General features: G+C 65.2%; 17 protein-coding genes and 1 pseudogene. 5 read left to right on the top strand and 13 right to left on the bottom strand.

Features of this window, described 5'->3' with window-relative positions; genetic code table 11:
- Positions 1–8: 8 nt before the first annotated feature.
- The 3 genes from I6F24_RS02485 to I6F24_RS02475 form a co-directional block, all read right to left on the bottom strand.
- The gene (locus I6F24_RS02485; protein WP_036025737.1) at positions 9–668 is read right to left on the bottom strand and encodes a sulfite oxidase-like oxidoreductase; all 660 of its coding nucleotides are present in this window, start codon (positions 666–668) and stop codon (positions 9–11) included.
- An 85-nt stretch (positions 669–753) separates the two neighbouring features.
- The gene (locus I6F24_RS02480) at positions 754–1,977 is read right to left on the bottom strand and encodes a cytochrome P450 (RefSeq protein ID WP_036025735.1); all 1,224 of its coding nucleotides are present in this window, start codon (positions 1,975–1,977) and stop codon (positions 754–756) included.
- Positions 1,978–2,033: 56 nt separating this feature from the next.
- Positions 2,034–2,243 (bottom strand): ferredoxin, encoded by a 210-nt coding sequence (locus I6F24_RS02475; protein WP_018648108.1) that lies wholly within the window; start codon positions 2,241–2,243, stop codon positions 2,034–2,036.
- Between the two features lie 136 nt (positions 2,244–2,379).
- Between I6F24_RS02475 and I6F24_RS02470 the strand changes: the two genes are divergently transcribed.
- Positions 2,380–3,027, top strand: coding sequence for a TetR/AcrR family transcriptional regulator (locus tag I6F24_RS02470; protein WP_036025733.1), 648 nt, complete (start codon positions 2,380–2,382; stop codon positions 3,025–3,027).
- Positions 3,028–3,124: 97 nt separating this feature from the next.
- Here I6F24_RS02470 and I6F24_RS02465 read toward each other — a convergent pair whose 3' ends face one another.
- The 4 genes from I6F24_RS02465 to I6F24_RS02450 form a co-directional block, all read right to left on the bottom strand.
- Complete coding sequence (locus tag I6F24_RS02465) at positions 3,125–3,763, bottom strand: aspartate/glutamate racemase family protein (RefSeq protein WP_036025731.1); 639 nt, start codon at positions 3,761–3,763, stop codon at positions 3,125–3,127.
- A 168-nt stretch (positions 3,764–3,931) separates the two neighbouring features.
- Positions 3,932–4,942: an amino acid ABC transporter substrate-binding protein gene (locus I6F24_RS02460; RefSeq protein WP_036025729.1), complete on the bottom strand. Its 1,011-nt coding sequence runs from the start codon at positions 4,940–4,942 to the stop codon at positions 3,932–3,934.
- Between the two features lie 12 nt (positions 4,943–4,954).
- Entirely contained in the window at positions 4,955–6,304 is a 1,350-nt protein-coding gene (locus I6F24_RS02455; protein ID WP_036025726.1) for an aspartate aminotransferase family protein, read from the bottom strand.
- A 3-nt stretch (positions 6,305–6,307) separates the two neighbouring features.
- Positions 6,308–7,180 carry a MurR/RpiR family transcriptional regulator gene (locus tag I6F24_RS02450; protein ID WP_074447505.1) on the bottom strand — a complete coding sequence of 291 codons (873 nt, stop codon included), beginning with the start codon at positions 7,178–7,180 and terminating at the stop codon, positions 6,308–6,310.
- A gap of 88 nt (positions 7,181–7,268) precedes the next feature.
- On the opposite strand from I6F24_RS02450, the gene I6F24_RS02445 reads away from it, so the two are divergent.
- The 3 genes from I6F24_RS02445 to I6F24_RS02435 all read left to right on the top strand — a co-directional run bounded on the left by I6F24_RS02445 (position 7,269) and on the right by I6F24_RS02435 (position 11,099).
- Positions 7,269–8,450, top strand: coding sequence for an ABC transporter permease subunit (locus tag I6F24_RS02445; RefSeq protein WP_036004908.1), 1,182 nt, complete (start codon positions 7,269–7,271; stop codon positions 8,448–8,450).
- A gap of 2 nt (positions 8,451–8,452) precedes the next feature.
- Entirely contained in the window at positions 8,453–9,562 is a 1,110-nt protein-coding gene (locus I6F24_RS02440; protein WP_036004866.1) for an amino acid ABC transporter permease, read from the top strand.
- Between the two features lie 100 nt (positions 9,563–9,662).
- On the top strand, positions 9,663–11,099 hold the full coding sequence (locus I6F24_RS02435) for a hypothetical protein (RefSeq protein ID WP_050995958.1): 1,437 nt from the start codon (positions 9,663–9,665) through the stop codon (positions 11,097–11,099).
- A gap of 114 nt (positions 11,100–11,213) precedes the next feature.
- Here the strand turns inward: I6F24_RS02435 and I6F24_RS02430 are convergent, their stop codons facing one another.
- Positions 11,214–12,632, bottom strand: a complete 1,419-nt coding sequence (locus I6F24_RS02430; protein WP_036025722.1) for an amidase family protein — start codon at positions 12,630–12,632, stop codon at positions 11,214–11,216.
- Between the two features lie 127 nt (positions 12,633–12,759).
- Positions 12,760–13,536 (bottom strand): SDR family oxidoreductase, encoded by a 777-nt coding sequence (locus I6F24_RS02425; RefSeq protein WP_036025720.1) that lies wholly within the window; start codon positions 13,534–13,536, stop codon positions 12,760–12,762.
- Positions 13,537–13,689: 153 nt separating this feature from the next.
- Here I6F24_RS02425 and I6F24_RS02420 point away from each other — a divergent pair, with 153 nt between their 5' ends.
- A complete protein-coding gene (locus tag I6F24_RS02420; RefSeq protein WP_036025718.1) occupies positions 13,690–14,763 on the top strand; it encodes a tartrate dehydrogenase in 1,074 nt (357 codons plus the stop codon).
- A gap of 197 nt (positions 14,764–14,960) precedes the next feature.
- Here the strand turns inward: I6F24_RS02420 and I6F24_RS02415 are convergent.
- From I6F24_RS02415 to I6F24_RS02400, 4 genes and pseudogenes are all read right to left on the bottom strand, one after another.
- A pseudogene (locus I6F24_RS02415) lies at positions 14,961–15,602 on the bottom strand (suppressor of fused domain protein).
- Between the two features lie 164 nt (positions 15,603–15,766).
- Positions 15,767–16,840 carry a malate/lactate/ureidoglycolate dehydrogenase gene (locus I6F24_RS02410; RefSeq protein ID WP_036004878.1) on the bottom strand — a complete coding sequence of 358 codons (1,074 nt, stop codon included), beginning with the start codon at positions 16,838–16,840 and terminating at the stop codon, positions 15,767–15,769.
- A gap of 11 nt (positions 16,841–16,851) precedes the next feature.
- A complete protein-coding gene (locus I6F24_RS02405; protein ID WP_036025717.1) occupies positions 16,852–17,763 on the bottom strand; it encodes an NAD(P)-dependent oxidoreductase in 912 nt (303 codons plus the stop codon).
- 12 nt (positions 17,764–17,775) lie between these two features.
- A complete protein-coding gene (locus tag I6F24_RS02400; RefSeq protein ID WP_074447504.1) occupies positions 17,776–19,026 on the bottom strand; it encodes a Zn-dependent hydrolase in 1,251 nt (416 codons plus the stop codon).
- Positions 19,027–19,033: the final 7 nt, after the last annotated feature.

The following is a 19,033-nucleotide window of genomic DNA, read 5'->3' as shown; positions in this document are numbered from 1 at the left end:
GCTCGAACCTAATCGCCCGAATAGCGCTGCTCGGCCCAGGGATCACCGCGGTTATGATAGCCGCGGACTTCCCAGAAGCCCGGCGCGTCCTCGGTCAGGAATTCGATGGCCTGGAGCCATTTCGCGCTCTTCCAGAAATAGAGGTGCGGCACGACCAGCCGCACCGGGCCGCCATGCTCCTCCGTCAGCGGCTGGCCGGACCAGCTGTGGGCGAGCAGCGCGTCCTCGGCGGCAAAATCCTCCAGCGCGAGGTTGGTGGTGTAACCGTCATAGGAATGCAGCACGACGAAGCGGGCATCCTCGCGCGGCTGGCAGGCCACCAGCAGCTCGCGCGTGGCGAGCCCTTCCCACTCGTTGTCATAGCGCGACCAGGTCGTGACGCAATGGATGTCCGAGGTGAACCGGGACTGCTTCTGCGCGGCGAATTCGGCAAAGGTCCAGAACGCGGGGGTCTCGACCGCGCCATAGACGTCGAGCCGCCAGCGCTCGCGCGAGACCGGCGGCGTGACCCCGAGATCGAGTACCGGCCAGTCCTTGGTGAGGTGCTGCCCGGGCGGAAGCCTTTGATCCTCCGGGCGTGTCATCTTGCCGGTGAGAAAGCGGCCCTCGCGCGCCCACTTCTCCTTGGTGCGCGTCAGCTTGCTGTCGGATGGCGTCTCGTCGGTCATGGCCTGTGCTCGTGGCGATGCATGGCGGAGGCGTGCTTGGTGTCGCGCCGCCATGAAAGGCCTGTCCGCTTCCTTTGGGAAGGCCTTACATCGCCTTTCCGAGCAAAAATGGCAACTGGCGGGGGCCGCGCACCGTTCCTTGCGACCAAGTCACAGTGCCTGCCGGATCGAGCCGGAAGTCGGGAATCCGCTTCAGCCATTCCTCCAGCGCCACCTGCATTTCCATGCGCGCGAGGTTGGAACCGACGCAGCGGTGGATGCCGAGGCCGAAGGCCGCGTGACGATTCTCGCGCCGGTCGATCACGACTTTGTCAGCGTCCGGAAACATCGTGGGGTCGCGGTTGGCTGCCGGGAACGACAGCAGCACCATGTTGCCCGGCTTGACCGGACAGCCGGACACCGTGGTCTCCTTGACCACCTCGCGCGCCATCGTCACCGGCGAATAGGCGCGCAGCAGCTCCTCCACGGCGGTTGGAATCAGTCCGGGCTCGGCGATTAGCCGCTCGCGGTCGGCCGGCGTCTTCGCAAGATGCCAGAGCGAGGAGCCGATCGCGCTCCAGGTGGTGTCGATGCCGGCGATCAGCAGCAGGCGCAGCGAGCCCATCACATGGGTGTCCTCGAGCGGATTGCCGTTCTTGTCCCTGGCGTTCATCAGGTAGGAGATCAGGTCGTCGGTGGGCTTGCTCTTGCGCGCTTCGATGTGGCCGCCGAAATAGGCCGTCATCTCCTGCACGGCCTGGAGCAGCTTGCTCTCGTCCTTGATGCCGAGCTCAAGGATCATGTGGATCCAATTGATGAAAAGGTCGCTGTCGCTCTCGGGAATACCGAGCATGTGCGCGATCGCCCGAACCGGGATGTGCTTGGTGTAGCGCGCCGCAGCGTCCACCCTCTGCTCGGCGATGAAGTCGTCGATCAGCTCGTTGCAGATGGCGCGGACGCGCGGCTCGAGCTTCTTCATCGCGTCCGGGGTGAACGGCGGCAGCAGCAATTGCTTGGCCGGCTTGTGCTCGGGCGGATCGGAGGTGATCGGCGGGGCTGCGTTCCTGCTGGTGATTTCCGGCCGTACGTCGCGGACGATGATGCGGCGGGAGGAGAAGTGCTCGGTGTCGTTGGCGATCTCGCGCACGGCCTCATAGGTCGTCGGCAAATAGCAGCCGAGGAAGCGTTTCGTGTGCACCACGGGGCTTACGGCTCGCAGCTCGTCCCAGATCGGGAACGGGTCCTCGGTCCATTGCGGATCGGTGTGGTCGAAATCATGAACCCAGTCGGTGACGGGCGGATGGGCGACAGGCTGGTCGACGTCGGACATGGCAGGGAATCCCTTGGCTCGTGTTCGCTGAACGCAGCGGGGCGGCAACGGCCGCACTATTCCTCGATCACATCGATTGCGATTTCCGGGCAGTTGGATTTCGCAAGCCAGGCCTTGTCCTCGAGTCCCGGAGGGACGGTGCCGTCACCAGCTTCGTGCGCGTTGCCGTATTCGTCGAGCTCGAAAAGCTCCGGCGCGAGCGCCTTGCAGCGGGCATGGCCCTGGCATTTGTCGGGATCGACGTGAACCTTCAGTCGCTCTGCCATTCTCGGCTTCCTTGGTCGTGTGCGCGCGAGGGCGAAGGCGGCGCGTTTCCTCATCTCGGTTCTATTTAAGTTATATACTATTACATTCGCGGCGGGCTTCCCTTGTCAAGCGGGAACTTGTAGGCTTCGCCCCGACATGCGTTCACGACCAGCCCGCAAGCCCGCGAAGACCTACCACCATGGCGATCTCCGCGATGCGTTGATCGAGGCCGCACTGCAAGAGGCAGAGCGGGGCGGCGCGGAGGCGATCAGCATCAAGGCGCTTGCCAAGAAGCTCGGGGTCTCGCAGCCGGCGCCATACCGGCATTTTGCCGACCGCGAGGCGCTGCTCGCCGCCGTTACCGCGCAAGCATTCCGGCAGCTCTCGGCGCTCTTGCGTGATGCGATGGCAAAGCCGTCGCAGCAATCGAAGCTCTCGCGGCTCGCACAGGCGACGCTCGATTTCGGCTTGCGCCGGAATGGCATCTACCGCCTGATGTTCGCCTCGCGCACGGTGTCCTGCGCGGCCAAGGGCAGCGAGCTGCACGAGGCGACGCGGGAGACCTTTGCGCTCGTCATCGAAGCTCTGGAAGCGCCCGCCGTGGGCTATTTGCGCGAACGGCAGGCGCTCAAGATCTGGGCGGCGCTGCACGGCGTGGTGATGCTGGCCGAGCAGGGCCTGTTCACGGGCGAGGCGGCGCATGCCACGCGCGAGGAGCTGGTCGAGGATTTCGTCAACGAGACGAAGGCTGCGCTTGCGGTCGCGATCAAGGATGCGCGACGTCGGACCAAGGCCGGCGCTTAGAGCATGATCCGGAAAAGTGCATGGCGGTTTTCCGAAAAGATCATGCTCAAACAATAACCTAAAGCGCGATGACGATCCATCCTAATCGCATCGCGCTTTAACCCTTCGCCTTCAGCAGCTTCATCAGCTTTTCGACCGCGCTGTCCGGCGTGGTCACGACGGGGCGGCCGGCGGCCTCCGCGACCAGCGGCGCCGTCGCGGCGATGCTGAATTGCGCCAGCGCGATGACGTCGCAATCGCGCAAGCTCCGTGAGGCCTCCGCGATCAGCCGGTCATGCGTGGCGCGGTCGCCGCGGTCGAGCGCGGCCAGCGCGCCGTCGGCGAGCTTCGGCACCACCTCGACGGAGGCGGGAAACTCGGGCGGCATCGACGCCAGCGTCGGCGGAAAGGTCGAGAGCAGGCCGATGCGCCGGCCCATGGTCACCGCCCTGTCGATCATGGCCTCGTTCGGCTTCAGCACCGGCATCGACGCATGCGCGCGCGCGACGGCCTCGATGCACGGGCCGAAGGCGGAGCAGGTGAACAGGATTCCATCCGCTCCCGTCGCCGCTGCATAGTCGCCGAGCGCGAGGAACCGTTCCGTCATGGCATCGTTGAGTTGCCCGTCGCGGGCGAGATCCGCCGAGAGACTGTCGTCAAGCAGGTTCATCAGCCGCGCCTCGGGCCACGCCTGCGCAAACGCTGCCTCGATCGGGGCGATGGAATGCTTGAGGGCGTGGATAAGGGCGATGCGCATGGGGGGCTCGATGCTTCTTCTCCCTCTCCCCGTTCGTACGGGGAGAGGGTCGGGGGTGAGGGGCTCTCTCGGCACAAAAAGGTGAGAGTTGGACGCGCGGAAACTCCCCCTCACCCGGATTGCTGCGCAATCCGACCTCTCCCCGCAAGCGGGGAGAGGTGAACTCCCTTACTTGAACGGAATGGCGTACATCAAGCCGCCTTTGCTCCAGAGGCCGTTGAGGCCGCGATCGAGCTTGAGCGGGCTGGCCTTGCCGACATTGCGCTCGAAAATCTCGCCGTAATTGCCGCCGGCCTTGATCGCCTTGACCAGCCATTTGTTGTCGAGCCCGAGCCGCGAGCCGAGGTCGCCGCTGGCCCCCAGCAGCCGCTGGATCGCAGGCGTTTGCGACTTCGTCATCTCCTCGACATTGGCTTGCGTGACGCCGAGCTCCTCGGCCTCGATCAGGCCGTAATGCAGCCAGGCGATGATGTCGCTCCAGACCTCGTCGCCGTTGCGGGTGAAGGGTCCGAGCGGCTCCTTACTGATGGTCTGCGGCAGCACAATGTAGTCGGCTGCGTTCGGCGCGGCCGTGGTCACCGCGCCGGCGAGGGCCGAAGCGTCCTGGGTCATCGCATCGCAGCGGCCGCCGAAGAAGGTCTGGTACATTGTGTCGACGCGGTCGAACACCAGGGGCTTCCAGTCGATGCCGTTGGCGCGGCCGTAATCGCCGAGCGTGACCTCGTGCGTGGTGCCCTGCGCGACGCAGACGGTGGCGCCCTTGAGGTCCTTCAGCTCCTTGACGCCGAGGTCCTTCTTCACGACAAAACCCTGGCCGTCGTAGAAGTTGATCGGACCCTGCCGCAGGCCCAGCGTCGCGCCGCGCAAATAGGTCTGCGTCGAGTTGCGATAGAGCACGTCGATCTCGCCCGATTGCAGAGCGGTGAAGCGGTTCTGAGCCGTCAGCGAGACGTAGCGCACCTTGGTAGGATCGCCGAGCACGCCGGCCGCCAGCGCGCGGCAATAATCGACGTCGAGACCCCTGTAATTGCCTTGCGAGTCCGGCGCCGAGAAGCCGGCAAAACCGGCACTGACGCCACACACCAGCGTGCCGCGGCTCTTCACCGTATCGAGCGTCGCCGCCGCTGCGATCACCGTCGATGCCGCGAGCAGGCCCGCTGCGATAACCACTTTCCTCATACTACTCTCCCCTCACTGATTGACACTACGCAACACGCTGTCGACGGCCGTGCCCAGCTTGTCGACGATCAGGTCGATTTCGTCCGCCGAGGCGATATAGGGCGGTGCCAGCAGCACGTGGTCGCCGCGCACGCCATCGACGGTACCACCGGTGGGATAGCAGCCGAGGCCACCGGCAAAGGCCTCCGCCTTGATCTTCTGGTGCAGCTTGAGGGCCGGATCGAACGAGGTGCGGGTAGCGCGATCGGCGACCAGCTCGATCGCCCAGAACAGGCCGCGGCCCCTGATGTCGCCGACATGGCGATGATTGCCGAAGCGTTCGGTCAGGCGCTGCTCGAGCTGCTTGCCGCGCTCCTTCACGCGGTCGAGCAGGCCATCCTCGCGGATCACATCCTGCACCGCGAGCGCCGCAGCGCAGGCGAGGGGATGCGCCAGATAAGTGTGGCCGTGCTGGAACGCGCCCGAGCCTGCGCGGATGGTGTCGATGATCTTGCCGCTTGCCAGCATCGCACCGATCGGCTGATAGCCGCCGCCGAGCCCCTTTGCGATCGCCTGGATGTCGGGGGCGAGACCTTCTTGCTCCCACGCATGCATCGTGCCGGTGCGGCCCATGCCGCACATGACCTCGTCGAGAATGAGCAGCGCACCGTGACGGTCGCAGATCTCGCGCATCGCTTTGAAGTAGCCGTCCGGGGCGGTCACGGCGCCGGCGGTGGCGCCGACGACGGGCTCGGCGAGGAAGGCGGCGACGGTGTCGGGGCCGAGCCGCTGGAACTCGGCTTCGAGGTCGGCGGCGAGGCGCGCGACGAACCGCGCGTCCGACTCGCCCTCGCGCTTCTCGCGATAGGCGAACGCCGGCGTGACGTGGCTGAAAGCGGTCGAGAGCAGCGGCGCATAGGGAGCGCGACGCCAGGCATTGCCGCCGGCGGCGAGCGCGCCGAGCGTGTTGCCGTGATAGCTCTGCCGCCGCGCGATGAAGTGCTGCCGCTGCGGTTCGCCGCGCTCGATGAAATATTGCCGCGCCAGCTTGATGCTGGCTTCGATCGCCTCCGATCCGCCGCTGACGAAATAGGCGTAGGCGAGCCCGCCGGGCTCGTGTCCGACCAGTGTTTCAGCAAGTGCTTCCGCCGGCTCGGAGGAGAAGAAAGCCGTATGCGCATAGGCGAGGGTGGACGCCTGCTTGGCCATCGCCGCGATCACGCGCGGATGCTGGTGGCCGAGGCAGGAGACCGCCGCCCCGCCGGAGGCATCGATGATGCGACGTCCGTCCTCGGCGAAGAGATAAACGCCCTCGCCGCCGATCGCCTTTGGCGGGGTTTCGCGCAGCGAGCGATGCAGCACGCGGCTGGTGCGAGTGCTCATGGGTCAACCTTTCTCCGGGACGTAGGTGGAGGCAGCAGTGAGCCGCGCCTCGGTGTTTTCCAGCCGCTTCTTCGCGGCGGCGCCGCCGAGCGAGAATGTGACCGCCGCGAGCGACTGCGCGATCGCGATCGCGCCCGTGAGACTGGGGAAAAAGCCGGGCGAGGAGGCTGCCTCGAACAGCAGCACATGGTCGGCGCCTTCGGCCATCGGTGCCGACAGGCTGTCCGCAATCGCGATCAGCGTCGCGCCGCTGCGATGCGCGGCCTGCGAGACGCGGACGCTCGCATGCGTGTAAGGCAGGAAGCCGATGACGATGACGGCTTCGCTGGGCCGGAACGCGCCGAGATCGAGGTCGTCGGGCCCGGACGTGCCGACGAGCTGCACCTGTTCGGGCCGGAACAGGCGCAGCTCGTAGTTCAGGAGTTCCGCGACGCTGCGGCAGCTGCGATAGCCCGCGATCCAGATCCGCTTGGACTCGTGCAGCGCGCGCGCCGCTTCCGCGATCGGCTGTGCCGGGATGCGCGGAAGGCCGGCGGCCTCGGCCTCGAGCTTGTCGAGGATGAGCGTAACATCGGCGTTCGGCCCGTGACGGCGGCCTCTTGTGCGGCCGGAGAAGGGCGCGGTCTGGGACGGCCGCCGCGCCTCGGTCAGCGCCGCACGCAGCTCGTCCCATCCGGAATAGCCGATCGCTTTCGCAAGCCGCGTGAACGCGGCGGGATCGGCACCGGCTTCCGCTGCGAGATCGCGCATCGAGCGGGTGGTGGCATCGTAGTCGTTGGCGGCGACGAAACGGCCGACCTCCTGTAAGCGCAGGGGGAGCGACGGCAATGCGATGCGCAGTTCGCTCAAGGGCGAGGATTTCGCGGGCTCGGCCATGAAACATTTGTTGCATGAATCTGAGTTCGATGCAACAGTTGACGTGCGTCGCCGGAAACCGCTGCATTCGACGAAGGATTTTTGTGCTGTGACCGCCGATCATCCCAGGCCGCCGCCGCGCCGCCGCTTCGTGCTCGGCCGCAACCAATTGAAGGGCCTGTTCTGGCAGGTCCTGGTGGTCGGCATCGCGATCGCAGTGATCGCCTTCCTCTGGTCCAATACCGTCACCAATCTGTCGGCCCGCCGCATTACGACCGGCTTCGCTTTTCTCGGCCGTGAGGCCGGTATGCCGATTGCCGACAACCTGCTCGCCTACAATCCTGGGGATACCTACCTCTGGGCCTTCGTCGTCGGCGTCGCCAACACCTTGCGCGTCGCCGTGATCGGTATCGTGCTCGCGACGATCCTCGGCACCCTGATCGGGATCTCGCGGCTGTCGGCCAATTGGTTGCTGTCGCGGCTTGCCGCGGTCTATGTTGAAACGCTCCGCGACATCCCGCTGCTGCTCCAGCTGCTGTTCTGGTACGTGCTGATGCAGGCGCTGCCGGCTGCACGTGCCGCCTGGCGGCCCGTCGAGGGCATATTCCTGTCCAATCGCGGCCTGATCCTGCCTGCGATCCCGTTCGGTCCGCCGCAACTCACGGTGCTCGGCACCGCGGTGCTGGGCTGTGCGGTGTTCTTCCTCTTCCGTCGCTGGTTGGTCGCACAGCAGATGCGCGACGGCAAGCCGCGGCCGGCCTGGCCGTCTGCGCTCGGCCTCATCGTCGTGGTGCCGGCGGCGGTCTCGCTGGTGCTCGGCGCGTCCTGGACGGTCGAGTGGCCGCAGCTGCGCGGCTTCAATTTCGTCGGCGGGCTGACGCTCGCGCCGGAATACTTCGCGCTGCTGATCGCACTGGTGACCTACACCTCCGCCTTCATCGCCGAGATCGTGCGCAGCGGCATCCAGTCGGTGCCACGCGGGCAATGGGATGCCGCCAACGCACTCGGCCTGCGTCGCAGCTTCATGCTGCGGCAGATCATCTTGCCGCAGGCGCTGCGCGTCATCGTGCCGCCGATGACGAGCCAGTATCTCAACCTGACCAAGAACTCCTCGCTCGCGGTCGCGATCGGCTACCAGGACGTGGTCTCGATCGCCAACACAACGCTGAATCAGACCGGACAGGCCATCGAAGCTATCGCGCTGATCATGGCGGTGTTCCTGACCATCAGCCTTTCGATCAGCTTCTTCATGAACTGGTACAATGCGCGCATCGCGCTGGTGGAGCGCTGATCATGACCGCGATCACGGACATCCCCGATGCACCCCGGACCGCCCGCCGACCGCAGCTGGGCAATCCGGTGCTGCACTGGCTGCGCAAGAACCTGTTCTCCTCGATCCCGAATGGGATCATCACCGTTCTGCTAATGGTGCTGCTCGCCAAGGGCATTTTCAGCTTCGTGCAATGGGGCATCGCCAATGCGGTCTGGCTGACGCCCACCAACGATTCCAGCGCCTGTCGCGCCGCGCGTGGCCTCGGCGCCTGCTGGGCCATCGTCCCCGAGAAGTATCGCTTCATCCTGTTCGGCACCTATCCGTTCGACGAGCAGTGGCGGCCGGCACTGTCGGTCGTGCTGTTCATCGCACTGTACTACCTCTCGACCCGCCGCGCGCTGTGGCGGCGCGAGCTGGTCTATCTCTGGATCGGTGCACTGGCGGTGATCAGCGTGCTGATGTGGGGCGGCGTGCTCGGCCTGTCCTTCGTCTCGCAGGACCGCTGGGGCGGCTTGCCCGTGACGCTGATCCTGGCGACGTTCGGCCTCGCTGTCGGCTTTCCGCTCGGTATCCTGGTCGCGCTCGGGCGGCGCTCGAAGCTGCCGGCGATCCGCTCGCTCAGCGTGCTCTATGTCGAGCTGATCCGCGGCGTGCCGCTGGTGAGCCTGCTGTTCATGGCGAGCGTGATGTTTCCGCTATTCATGCCGGCCGGATTCAACATCGACAAGCTGCTGCGCGCACAGATCGCGATCATCCTGTTCGCCGGTGCTTACCTCGCCGAAGTGATCCGCGGCGGGCTTCAGGCCGTGCCGCGCGGGCAATATGAAGCCGCCGACGCGCTCGGCCTGTCCTACTGGCGCAAGCACCGGCTGATCATCCTGCCGCAGGCTATCCGCCACGTCATCCCGCCGCTGGTCAACACCTTCATCGCCTTCTTCAAGGACACCAGCCTGGTGCTGATCATCGGCATCTTCGACCTGCTGACGACGGCGAAGACCGCGATCATCGATCCCGCCTGGCAGCAGTTTTCGGTCGAGGTCTACATCTTCGTGGCCGCGATCTACTTCGTCTTCTGTTTCGCGATGTCGCGCTACAGCCGGAGCCTGGAGGCGCCGACAACGCCGAAGTGACGGTTTCTCGTTTGGTGCCGCTTGTTTGCGCTTGCGCCGATTTCCGATCTTGATCTCTAATACCAGAGGTTGCTCCTGCGGTCGACTTGGCGAGGCTGTCATGCGCGTGGCCGTTTTGCGGCAATTCACCGCCGCCCAGATTTGCGTCCTGATCTTCACAACCGCTCTCGGCGTGTCATCGTGCGCCGCGGAGGGGTTGCGGCGCTATCGCGCGCCGATCGGTGAGAGTTCGATTTCGGGAATTTCGTCGGGCGCGTTCATGGCCGTTCAGTTCGGCACGGCATGGTCGTCGGTGATCAAGGGCGTCGGTGTGGTCGCGGGCGGCCCTTACTGGTGCGCAAAGGCGGACGCGTTCGACGCCGTCACCTGGTACTGGGGGCCGATCCGGCGGGCCACGGGTGCATGCATGAAAGGGCCGGCGTCGGATCTGAATCCGAAGGATTTTACGGCAAAGGCCGACGCGAAGGCCGCAGCGGGCGAGATCGACCCTCTCAGCAATGTAGGCAGGCAGAAGATCTATCTCTTTCACGGCTACAATGACGCGATCGTCGACAAGGCCGCGACCGATGCGGCCGCCGATTTCTATCGCCATTATCTGGGGGATGCTAATCGCGGCAACTTGTTCTATCAGGCCACGCTCGGCGCGGGCCACTCGTTCGTCGTGGCGAAACAGGGCGCACCCGGGCTCAACGACTGCAAGGCCAACACGGCGCCCTATATCGACCAATGCGGCTATGACCAGGCCGGCGTCATCCTGCAGCATATTTACGGCCGCCTGAATCCGCCCAATGCCGCGCAGCTTGCAGGTTCGGTGAAGAGCTTTGATCAATCGATCTATACCACGCCGCATCTGCCCGATGCGCTGAGCATGGGCGATACCGGCTATGTGTTCGTACCTAGGGATTGCGAGCAGGGCAGTCCGTGTCGAGTCCACGTCGCGCTCCACGGATGCAAGCAGGACGTCGCCGATATCGGACGCAGATTCGTGGATGAGGCCGGCTACAATGAGTGGGCGGACACGAACCGAATGATCATTCTCTATCCGCAGACCAAGACCAGCCCATACTGGCCAAGCAATCCGCAGGCCTGTTGGGATTGGTGGAGTTACGTCAACCATCAGGATAGCTACGTGACGAAGTCCGGATCGCAAATCAAGGCGATCAAGGCGATGCTGGATGCGCTCACGGCCGCTGCCGCGGCGCCCGCCGGCGCGACCGCGCCCTCGCTATCGGCGCCGCAGTCGCTCACGGTGATCGATACGTCGGATAGCGGCGCTGACCTGGCCTGGTCTCCAGGAGACGACGGAACGACCTACCGGGTTTCGCGTGCGGGACCCGATGGTGCGTTCCAAGCGGTTGGCGACGTGACAGGCGCGAGCTTTGGGGATTCCGGTCTGACGCCGAAAACAACATATCGATGGCGTGTCTCGGTCATTCTGAACGGGGCGGTGGGGCCGAGCTCCGAGGAGGCGACCGGCACCACGCGATCGACGCCTCCTCGCTGCGCCAATCCCGGCTCCTGCCCGATCGCCAAATAGCGAACCGAGCAACCGTCCCAGCCTGGAGGCGGCCAGCGGGAGGTGAGGTCTCGTGTCCCGGCTCTGCGACGCAGCGCTGGCGCGCTGCCCCTTGTCCGGGACACGAGAGTGAGGCTAGTCCTTCACCTTCGGATCGATCGGCGTCGTACCGCGCAGGCCCAGAATATCCTCCAGCACCTTCGCTCCGGCAATCACCTGCGCATCGGCGCGCGGCGCGCCGACCACCTGCACGCCGACCGGCAGGCCCGAGGCCGTGAAGCCGCAGGGCAGGGAGAGAGACGGGCAGCAGGCCAGCGTGATGGCGTAGACGATGCCGAGCCACTCGACGTAGTTTTCGAACCTCTTGCCGGCGCATTCGGCGACATAGCGATGCTCGATCGGGAAGGGCGGAACGATCGTGGTCGGCGTCAGCAACAGATCGTAGCTCTTGAAGAACTCGACTGCCCGCGCCGTCATGCCGACGCGCTGCGCCTCGGCGCGCGCGAGCTGCTCGACTGTGAGCTTCAGACCCTCCTCGATGTTCCAGATCACCTCGGGCTTGAGCAGGTCGCGCTTGGTGCGCAACAGATTGGCCTTGGTGATCGCAAAGTCGAAGGCGCGCAGCACGTGGAAGCATTCATGCGCCTCGCGCCAGTCCGGATGCGCCTCCTCGACGATGGCGCCGGCTTCGGCGAAACGTTCGGCGGCCTTTCGTGTGATCGCCTTCACTTCGGGATCGACCGGGGTGATGCCGAGATCGGGCGAATAGGCGATGCGCCTCGGCCGCTTGCCCGCCTGGGCCGCCGACAGGAATGAGGTTGCGGGAGCCGGCAGCGACAGCGGATCGTCGGCATAGTCGCCGCTCATGGCATCCAGCAGCAGCGCGAGATCCTCGACGTTGCGCGCCATCGGGCCGACCACGCCGAGATTGCGATCGATGCCGGACTTAGGGGTATGCGCGACGCGGCCGATGCTCGGCCGCATGCCGACGACGCCGCAGAAGGCCGCGGGGCTGCGCAAGGATCCGCCCATGTCGGAGCCTTGGGCGAGCCAGGCCATGCCGGTCGCCAGCGCCACCGCCGCGCCGCCGGAGGAGCCCGCGGCCGATTTCGTCGTGTCCCAGGGATTGAGCGTCGCGCCGAACACCTCGTTGAACGTGTTGGCACCGGCCCCGAACTCCGGCGTGTTCGACTTGGCGTAGACGACCGCGCCGTTTGCCTCGAGGTTCTCGACCATGAGGTCAGACTTCGCGGGAATGTTGTCCTTGAAGATCGGCGAGCCCTGCGTATTCAACACACCCGCAACGTCGGTCAGATCCTTGATCGGCACCGGCAGCCCGGCGAGCAGCCCGCGCGCACCGGCCGGCTTCTGCATCAGTGTCTTCGCACTCTCCCGCGCGCGATCGAAGCACAGCGTCGGCAGCGCGTTGACCTTGCCGTCGACCTCCTGGATGCGCGTCTCCACCACGTCCAGGAGCTCGAGCGGCGAGACGTCGCCGGAGCGCAGCTTGTCGACGACGGTGCAGGCGGTTTCGCGGATCAGATCCTGGGACACTTAGTTTGCTCCTGTCCTTATTCGAGGGCTCGTCATTGCGACGAGCGAGGCGACTAAGCAATCCAGACCGGTTGCCACAGAGGCATTCCTGGATTGCTTCGCTGCGCTCGCAATGACGAGAATAGAGTTAACCCCACCCGGCGCTGATGCCGCCGTCGACGGTGTAGATCACGCCCGACGTATAGCCGGCGCGATCCGACGCCAGGAACGCCATGAGGTCGCCGATCTCGCGCGCATGCGCGGGACGGCCGAGCGGCAGGCTCTTCTGGAATTCCTTGTAGCGGCTCTCGTCGCCGAACTGGTGCTTGGCCCGCGTCTTGAGCAGGGTGACGTGGCGGTCGGTGCCGACGGGGCCGGGATTGATGCCGACCACGCGGATGTTGTCGCCCAGGCTCTTGCCGCCGAGCGCCCGTGTGAACGCCATCAGCGCGGCATTGCCGGCGCTGCCGCAGATGTAGTTGGCGTCGAACTTCTCGCCGGCCGCGCCGATGTCGTTGACGATGACGCCGCCGCCCCTGGCTTTCATCTGGGCGTAGATGTAGCGAGTCAGGTTGATATAGCCGAACACCTTCAGTTCCCAGGCGTGCCGCCAGGTCGCCTCGTCGATCTTGCCGATCGAGCCGCCCGGGATGTCGCCGGCATTGTTGACGAGCACGTCGATGTCGGCGGCTTCCTTCGCCAGCCGGGCCACGTCCTCCTCCTTGCGCAGATCGACGATGCTCGTTGTGGCGTCGATCTGGTGCGCGGCGCGCAAACGGTCGGCCAGCGCCTTGAGCTGATCGCCGCTACGCGCCGCGAGGAGGAGATGCGCGCCTTCCTCGGCGAAGGCCTCGGCGGCGGCTGCGCCAATGCCCTTGGACGCGCCGGTGATCAGGACGCGCTTGCCGCGCAGATGCAGATCCATGGGGATACTCGTTCGTGGGAACAGGATCAAATCAGTAGGCGCTTGGCCGCGCCATGGTCAACATTGCAGTGCAGCGTTGCACTGCCGCCGCGTTTGGTCCATTGCAGTGCAGTCAGAAGGCGGCGACTGCCGGACCAACCAAGGACGTTCTCGATGAGCAAGAAACAATACCGGATCGCGGTCATTCCCGGCGACGGCATCGGCAAGGAGGTGATGCCCGAGGGCCTGCGCGTTTTGGAGGCGGCGGCGAAGAAGCACAACGTCTCGCTGCAATTCGACCATTTCGACTTCTCGTCTTACGACTATTACGAGAAGCACGGCCAGATGATGCCCGACGACTGGAAGGAGAAGATCGGCAAGCACGATGCGATCTATTTCGGTGCGGTCGGCTGGCCGGCCAAGATCCCGGACCACGTCTCGCTGTGGGGCTCGCTGATCAAGTTCCGCCGCGAGTTCGACCAGTACGTCAACCTGCGCCCGGTGCGGTTGATGCCCGGCGTGCCGTCGCCGCTGGCGGGGCGCAAGCCCGGCGATATCGATTTCTGGGTGGTGCGCGAGAACACCGAAGGCGAATATTCCTCGGTCGGCGGCCGCATGTTCCCGGACACCGACCGCGAGTTCGTGACGCAGCAGACGGTGATGACCCGTACCGGCGTCGACCGCATCCTGAAATTCGCCTTCGAGCTCGCGCAGTCGCGGCCCAAGAAGCACCTGACCTCGGCGACCAAGTCCAACGGCATCTCGATCACCATGCCCTATTGGGACGAGCGCGTGGAGGCGATGGCCAAGAAGTTTCCAGGCGTGAAGTGGGACAAGTACCACATCGACATTCTCACCGCGAACTTCGTGCTGCATCCGGACTGGTTCGACGTCGTGGTCGGCTCCAACCTGTTCGGCGACATCCTCTCCGATCTCGGCCCGGCCTGCACCGGCACCATCGGCATCGCTCCGTCCGGCAACATCAACCCGGAGGGCGATTTCCCATCCGTGTTCGAACCGGTGCACGGCTCGGCGCCCGACATCGCAGGCCAGGGCATCGCCAACCCGATCGGCATGATCTGGTCCGGCGCGATGATGTTCGAGCATCTCGGGGAGAAGGAAGCCGGCAAGTCGATCGTCGAGGCGATCGAGCGCACGCTCGCCGAACGCACGCTGCGCACCAAGGATCTCGGCGGCAATGCCGACACGACGGCGTGCGGCAAGGCGGTTGCGGATATGGTGGATTAGTTCGCCGCTTCACCCTCTCCCCTTGTGGGAGAGGGTGGCTTCGATGCGAAGCATCGAAGACGGGTGAGGGGTCTGTTTCCGCAGAGGCAGACCTATCAGCCGTAAAATTGTTCGCCGAGAGAACCCCTCATCCGGCGCTTCGCGCCACCTTCTCCCACAAGGGGAGAAGGGAACGGCAGCAGTGCTTTGGCCTACGACTACACATACGACTTCCGCGACGGATCGAATATCGGCGGATAGTCGTTCTCGTCGAGCAGATCGAGAAACGGATCGAGCCCCCTGGACTTGATCAGCCCGAGCTCCTGATGCGAGATCAGGTTCACGGTCAGGATCTCCACCGGATCGCCCGCAATCTCCAGCGCCTCGGCGATCTCCTTGTCGGGGCCGATGATCGGTGTGAGCAACAGGAACGTCTGGAAGTCCGTTCCTGCAACCGGCGGCTACGGAAGCGCGACGCGATGGCCGAAGCCGAACCAGGTCGTGTCGATGAACGGCAGATTGGCCAGCCAGCGCAGATTGGCGCAAACGTCCTGCGTCGGCTCGCGGACGTACCACATCAGCTCGGCCCGGGGCTTCGCGTCGCCGGGGACGCCGTGCATCCGTTGCTCGCTCATCCCGTTGGTGAGAAGGACATAGCCTTCGTCGGAGCCCTCCTGGCAGACCGGGACGAAATCGCGGCCGAAGGCGTGGATGTCGATGCGGCGCTCTGCGTTATCAGTGAATGTGCGCTCGGGCTCGCCAAGCTCGCTCTCGTAGATGGCGAGCCGTTGCCGGTAGAGATCGGATCCGGGCGACGGAAGGTTTGAGCCGGACACGAATTTTGCGAGACGGGAGAGCATGCGAACCTCGGGCGGATGCAATCGGATATCCGCATTGTCGCAAGGTCATGCGGGGCGGTTCAAACCCGTGCCGCGAGCACGTCGACATTTCGCCGCCGTCCAGTCTCTCTTGCGCGATTGGTCATGAGGCGCGAGGCGACGCCGAGGAGCGCGCCTCGCTCCGATCAGCTCGCGATCTTCTCGATCGCCGTCTGTTCCAGCCCGAACTTCTTCCCGGCATCCAGGATCTCCTGCCAGGTGGTTGGGTCGACCGGGATGCCCTCGGCGAGACGTTTCTTCTTGATCTCGCGCTCCGGCTCGCCCGCGATTCTGACCTTGTCGACGCCGGGGGCAGGCGGCGAGCCGGTGTGCCAGCTCACGAAGCTCTCAACTTCGCGTGCAAGGTTCTCGCCGGTGCCGAGCTTGCCCGGATCGATGACGATCGAGAGCATGCCGTTAAGGACGTTGTACTTGCCGTCGGACGAGCCCTTGACCACCTGGCCGCCGGAGAGCGCGCCGCCGAGGATCTCGCACACCAGCGCAAGGCCCGAGCCCTTGTGCTCGCCGAACGGGAGGATGGCACCGTAGGGCGGAATCACGGTGTAGCGCGGATTGATCGTGGGCTTGCCCTCGTGATCAATGATGGTGCCGACCTCGAGCTCGACGCCCTTGTTATGGGCAACACGGGTCTTGCCCTGCGCGATCCTGCTGGTGGCGAAGTCGAGCACGATCGGATCCTTGCCGGCGCGCGGGATGCCGACGCAGAACGGATTGGTGCCGTGGCGTGCGTCGCTGCCGCCCCAGGGCGCCACGATCGGGCGCGAGATCACGTTGACGAAGTGGATCGAGACCAGCCCGTGGTCGATGCACTGCTCGGCCCAGTGGCCGATGCGGCCGATGTGATGCGAATTTGAGAGGCCGACAAGGCAAACACCGTTCTTCTTTGCGCGCTCGGCCGCGAGCTCCATCGCTTCATGGCCGATCACCTGGCCGTAGCCGGTGAGGCCGTCGAGGGTGAGAAGCGGGCCGGTGTCGAGCACGATCTTGACGTGCGAATTCACGGCGAGGCCGCCATTGGTGACGCTCTGGACGTAGCGCGGAATCATGCCGACGCCGTGCGAGTCGTGTCCCTTCAGATTGGCTTCGACGAGATTGGTGGCCACGAGCTCGGCCTCGCGGTCCGAGGAGCCGCCGGCCCTGACGATGGCATGGATGGCCTTGGTGAGCGACTCTGCCTTGATGATGCGATAGTCGGCCATTGTTGTTGCTCTTATCCCTTCACGATCCGGCGGCAATGGACCAACGCCGCTTCAATCAGGTTCTCGCTCGCCTCCGGTGTGCGGAAGGCCGAATGCGCCGACAACGTCACGTTCGGCAGCTTCGTCAGCGGATGATCGCCGGGCAGCGGCTCGATGTTGAAGACATCAAGGCCGGCGTGGCGGATATGGCCGGACTTCAGCGCCTCGATCATGGCGGCCTCGTCGACAACAGCGGCGCGGGCGGTGTTGATGAGAATGACGCCGCGTTTCATAGCAAGGATCTTCTCGCGCGTGATCATGCCGCGCGTCTCGTCGTTGAGCAGCAGGTGCAGCGACACCACGTCGCTTCTCGCCAGCACGCTGTCGAGATCGGTAAATTCGACCCCCGGATAGCTCTTCGGCGAACGGTTCCAGGCGATCACCTTCATGCCGCTGCCGGACGCGATGCGCGCGACCTCCGCGGCGATGCCGCCGAAGCCGATCAGGCCGAGCGTCTTGCCGGTGAGCTGCATGCCGTCCTCGCGCAGCCAGTTCCCGGCCCGCATCTCGCGGTCCATCATCGCGATGACGCGGGCCGACGCCCACATCAGCGCGATCGCGGATTCCGCAACCGCCGTGTCGCCGTAGCCCTTGATCAGATGCACGGAGATGCCGAGCTCGGCGAGCTCTTCCGGATTCATGTAGCTGCGCGCGCCGGTGCCGAGGAACACGACGTGCTTCAGCCCGGTGCATTTCTTCGCGACCTCGGTCGGCAGCGCGGTGTGGTCGACGATCGCGATCTCGGCGCCGTCGAGGACTTCCGGATATTGCTCGGGCGTGATGTCGGGATTCCTGTTGATCCGCACCTTGGGATCGCCAGGCTTCTCCAGCCGCTCCATGATCACGGCCAGCGATTCATTGGCGTCGACGAAAACTCCGCGCATGGTTCTCTCCGCTCAGGATGCGACGCCGGCGACTGCCAGCACGGTATGCATGAGGACGTTGGTGCCCGCGGCGCAGTCGCCCTGCGTCGCATCCTCCAGCTCGTTGTGGCTGATGCCGTCCTTGCAGGGCACGAACACCATCGCCGCCGGCATGATCGTGTTGAGGTTGCAGGCGTCGTGGCCAGCGCCGGAGGTGATGCGGCGCGAGGAATAGCCGAGCGTCTTCGCGGCGTTCTCGACGGCAGCAATCAGCTTCGGATCGAAATGCGTCGGCGGCTTGCGCCATACCAGATCGATCTTGACCTCGACCTTGCGGCGCGCGGCGATCTCGGCGATTGCCGCTCGCAAATCGCCGTCGAGCGCGTCCATGATGGCACCGTCGGCACTGCGGCAGTCCATGGTGAAGGCGATCTCGCCGGGAATGACGTTGCGCGAGGGATTGGCGATGACGGCCTCGCCGATCGTGCCGACGGCGTTCGGCCCGTGCTTCCTCGCAATCGACTCCATCGCCAGCACGATCTCCGACAAGGTCGCCAGCGCATCGCGCCGCAGCGGCATCGGCGTGGAGCCCGCATGGCTCTCGAAGCCGGAGATCTTGCCGTCGTACCAGAGCACGCCCTGGCCGGAATCGACCACGCCGATGGTCTTGCCTTCGGCTTCCAGGATCGGCCCCTGCTCGATGTGCAGCTCGACGAAGCAGCCGAGCTTCTGGAAGCCGACCGGCTTGTCGCCGCGATAGCCGATGCCGTCGAGCGCCTGGCCGACGGTGGTGCCCTCGGCGTCCTTGCGCGACAAAATGTCGTCGGTGGTGAAGTCGCCGACATAGGCGGCGGAAGCCATCATCGCAGGTGCGAAGCGCGAGCCTTCCTCGTTGGTCCAGTTCACGATGCAGATCGGCGCCTCGGTCTCGATGCCGGCATCGTTCAGCGTGCGGATCACCTCCAGCGCGCCGAGCGTTCCCAGGATGCCGTCATACTTGCCGCCGGTCGGCTGGGTGTCGAGGTGCGAGCCGATGCCGACGGGCAGCTTCGACATGTCGCGGCCCTTGCGCAGGCCGAACTGTGATCCGAGCGCGTCGACGTGGACTTCCAGTCCGGCATCCTCGCAGGCCTTGCGGAACCAATCGCGCACCTGCTTGTCTTCACGGCTCAACGTCAGCCGCCGCACGCCGCCTTTGGCCGTCGCGCCGAATTGCGCGGTCTCGTGGATGGAGCCCCACAGGCGGGCGGAATCGATTTGCAGGTTGGTCGCGGCTCGGCTCATGCGGTCG

The sequence above is a fragment of the Bradyrhizobium sp. BRP23 genome (assembly GCF_020194135.1).
Classification (GTDB): Bacteria; Pseudomonadota; Alphaproteobacteria; order Rhizobiales; family Xanthobacteraceae; genus Bradyrhizobium; species Bradyrhizobium yuanmingense.
Note: the sequence above shows the minus strand (reverse complement) of the source record. Positions and strands in the feature narration are given on the sequence as shown.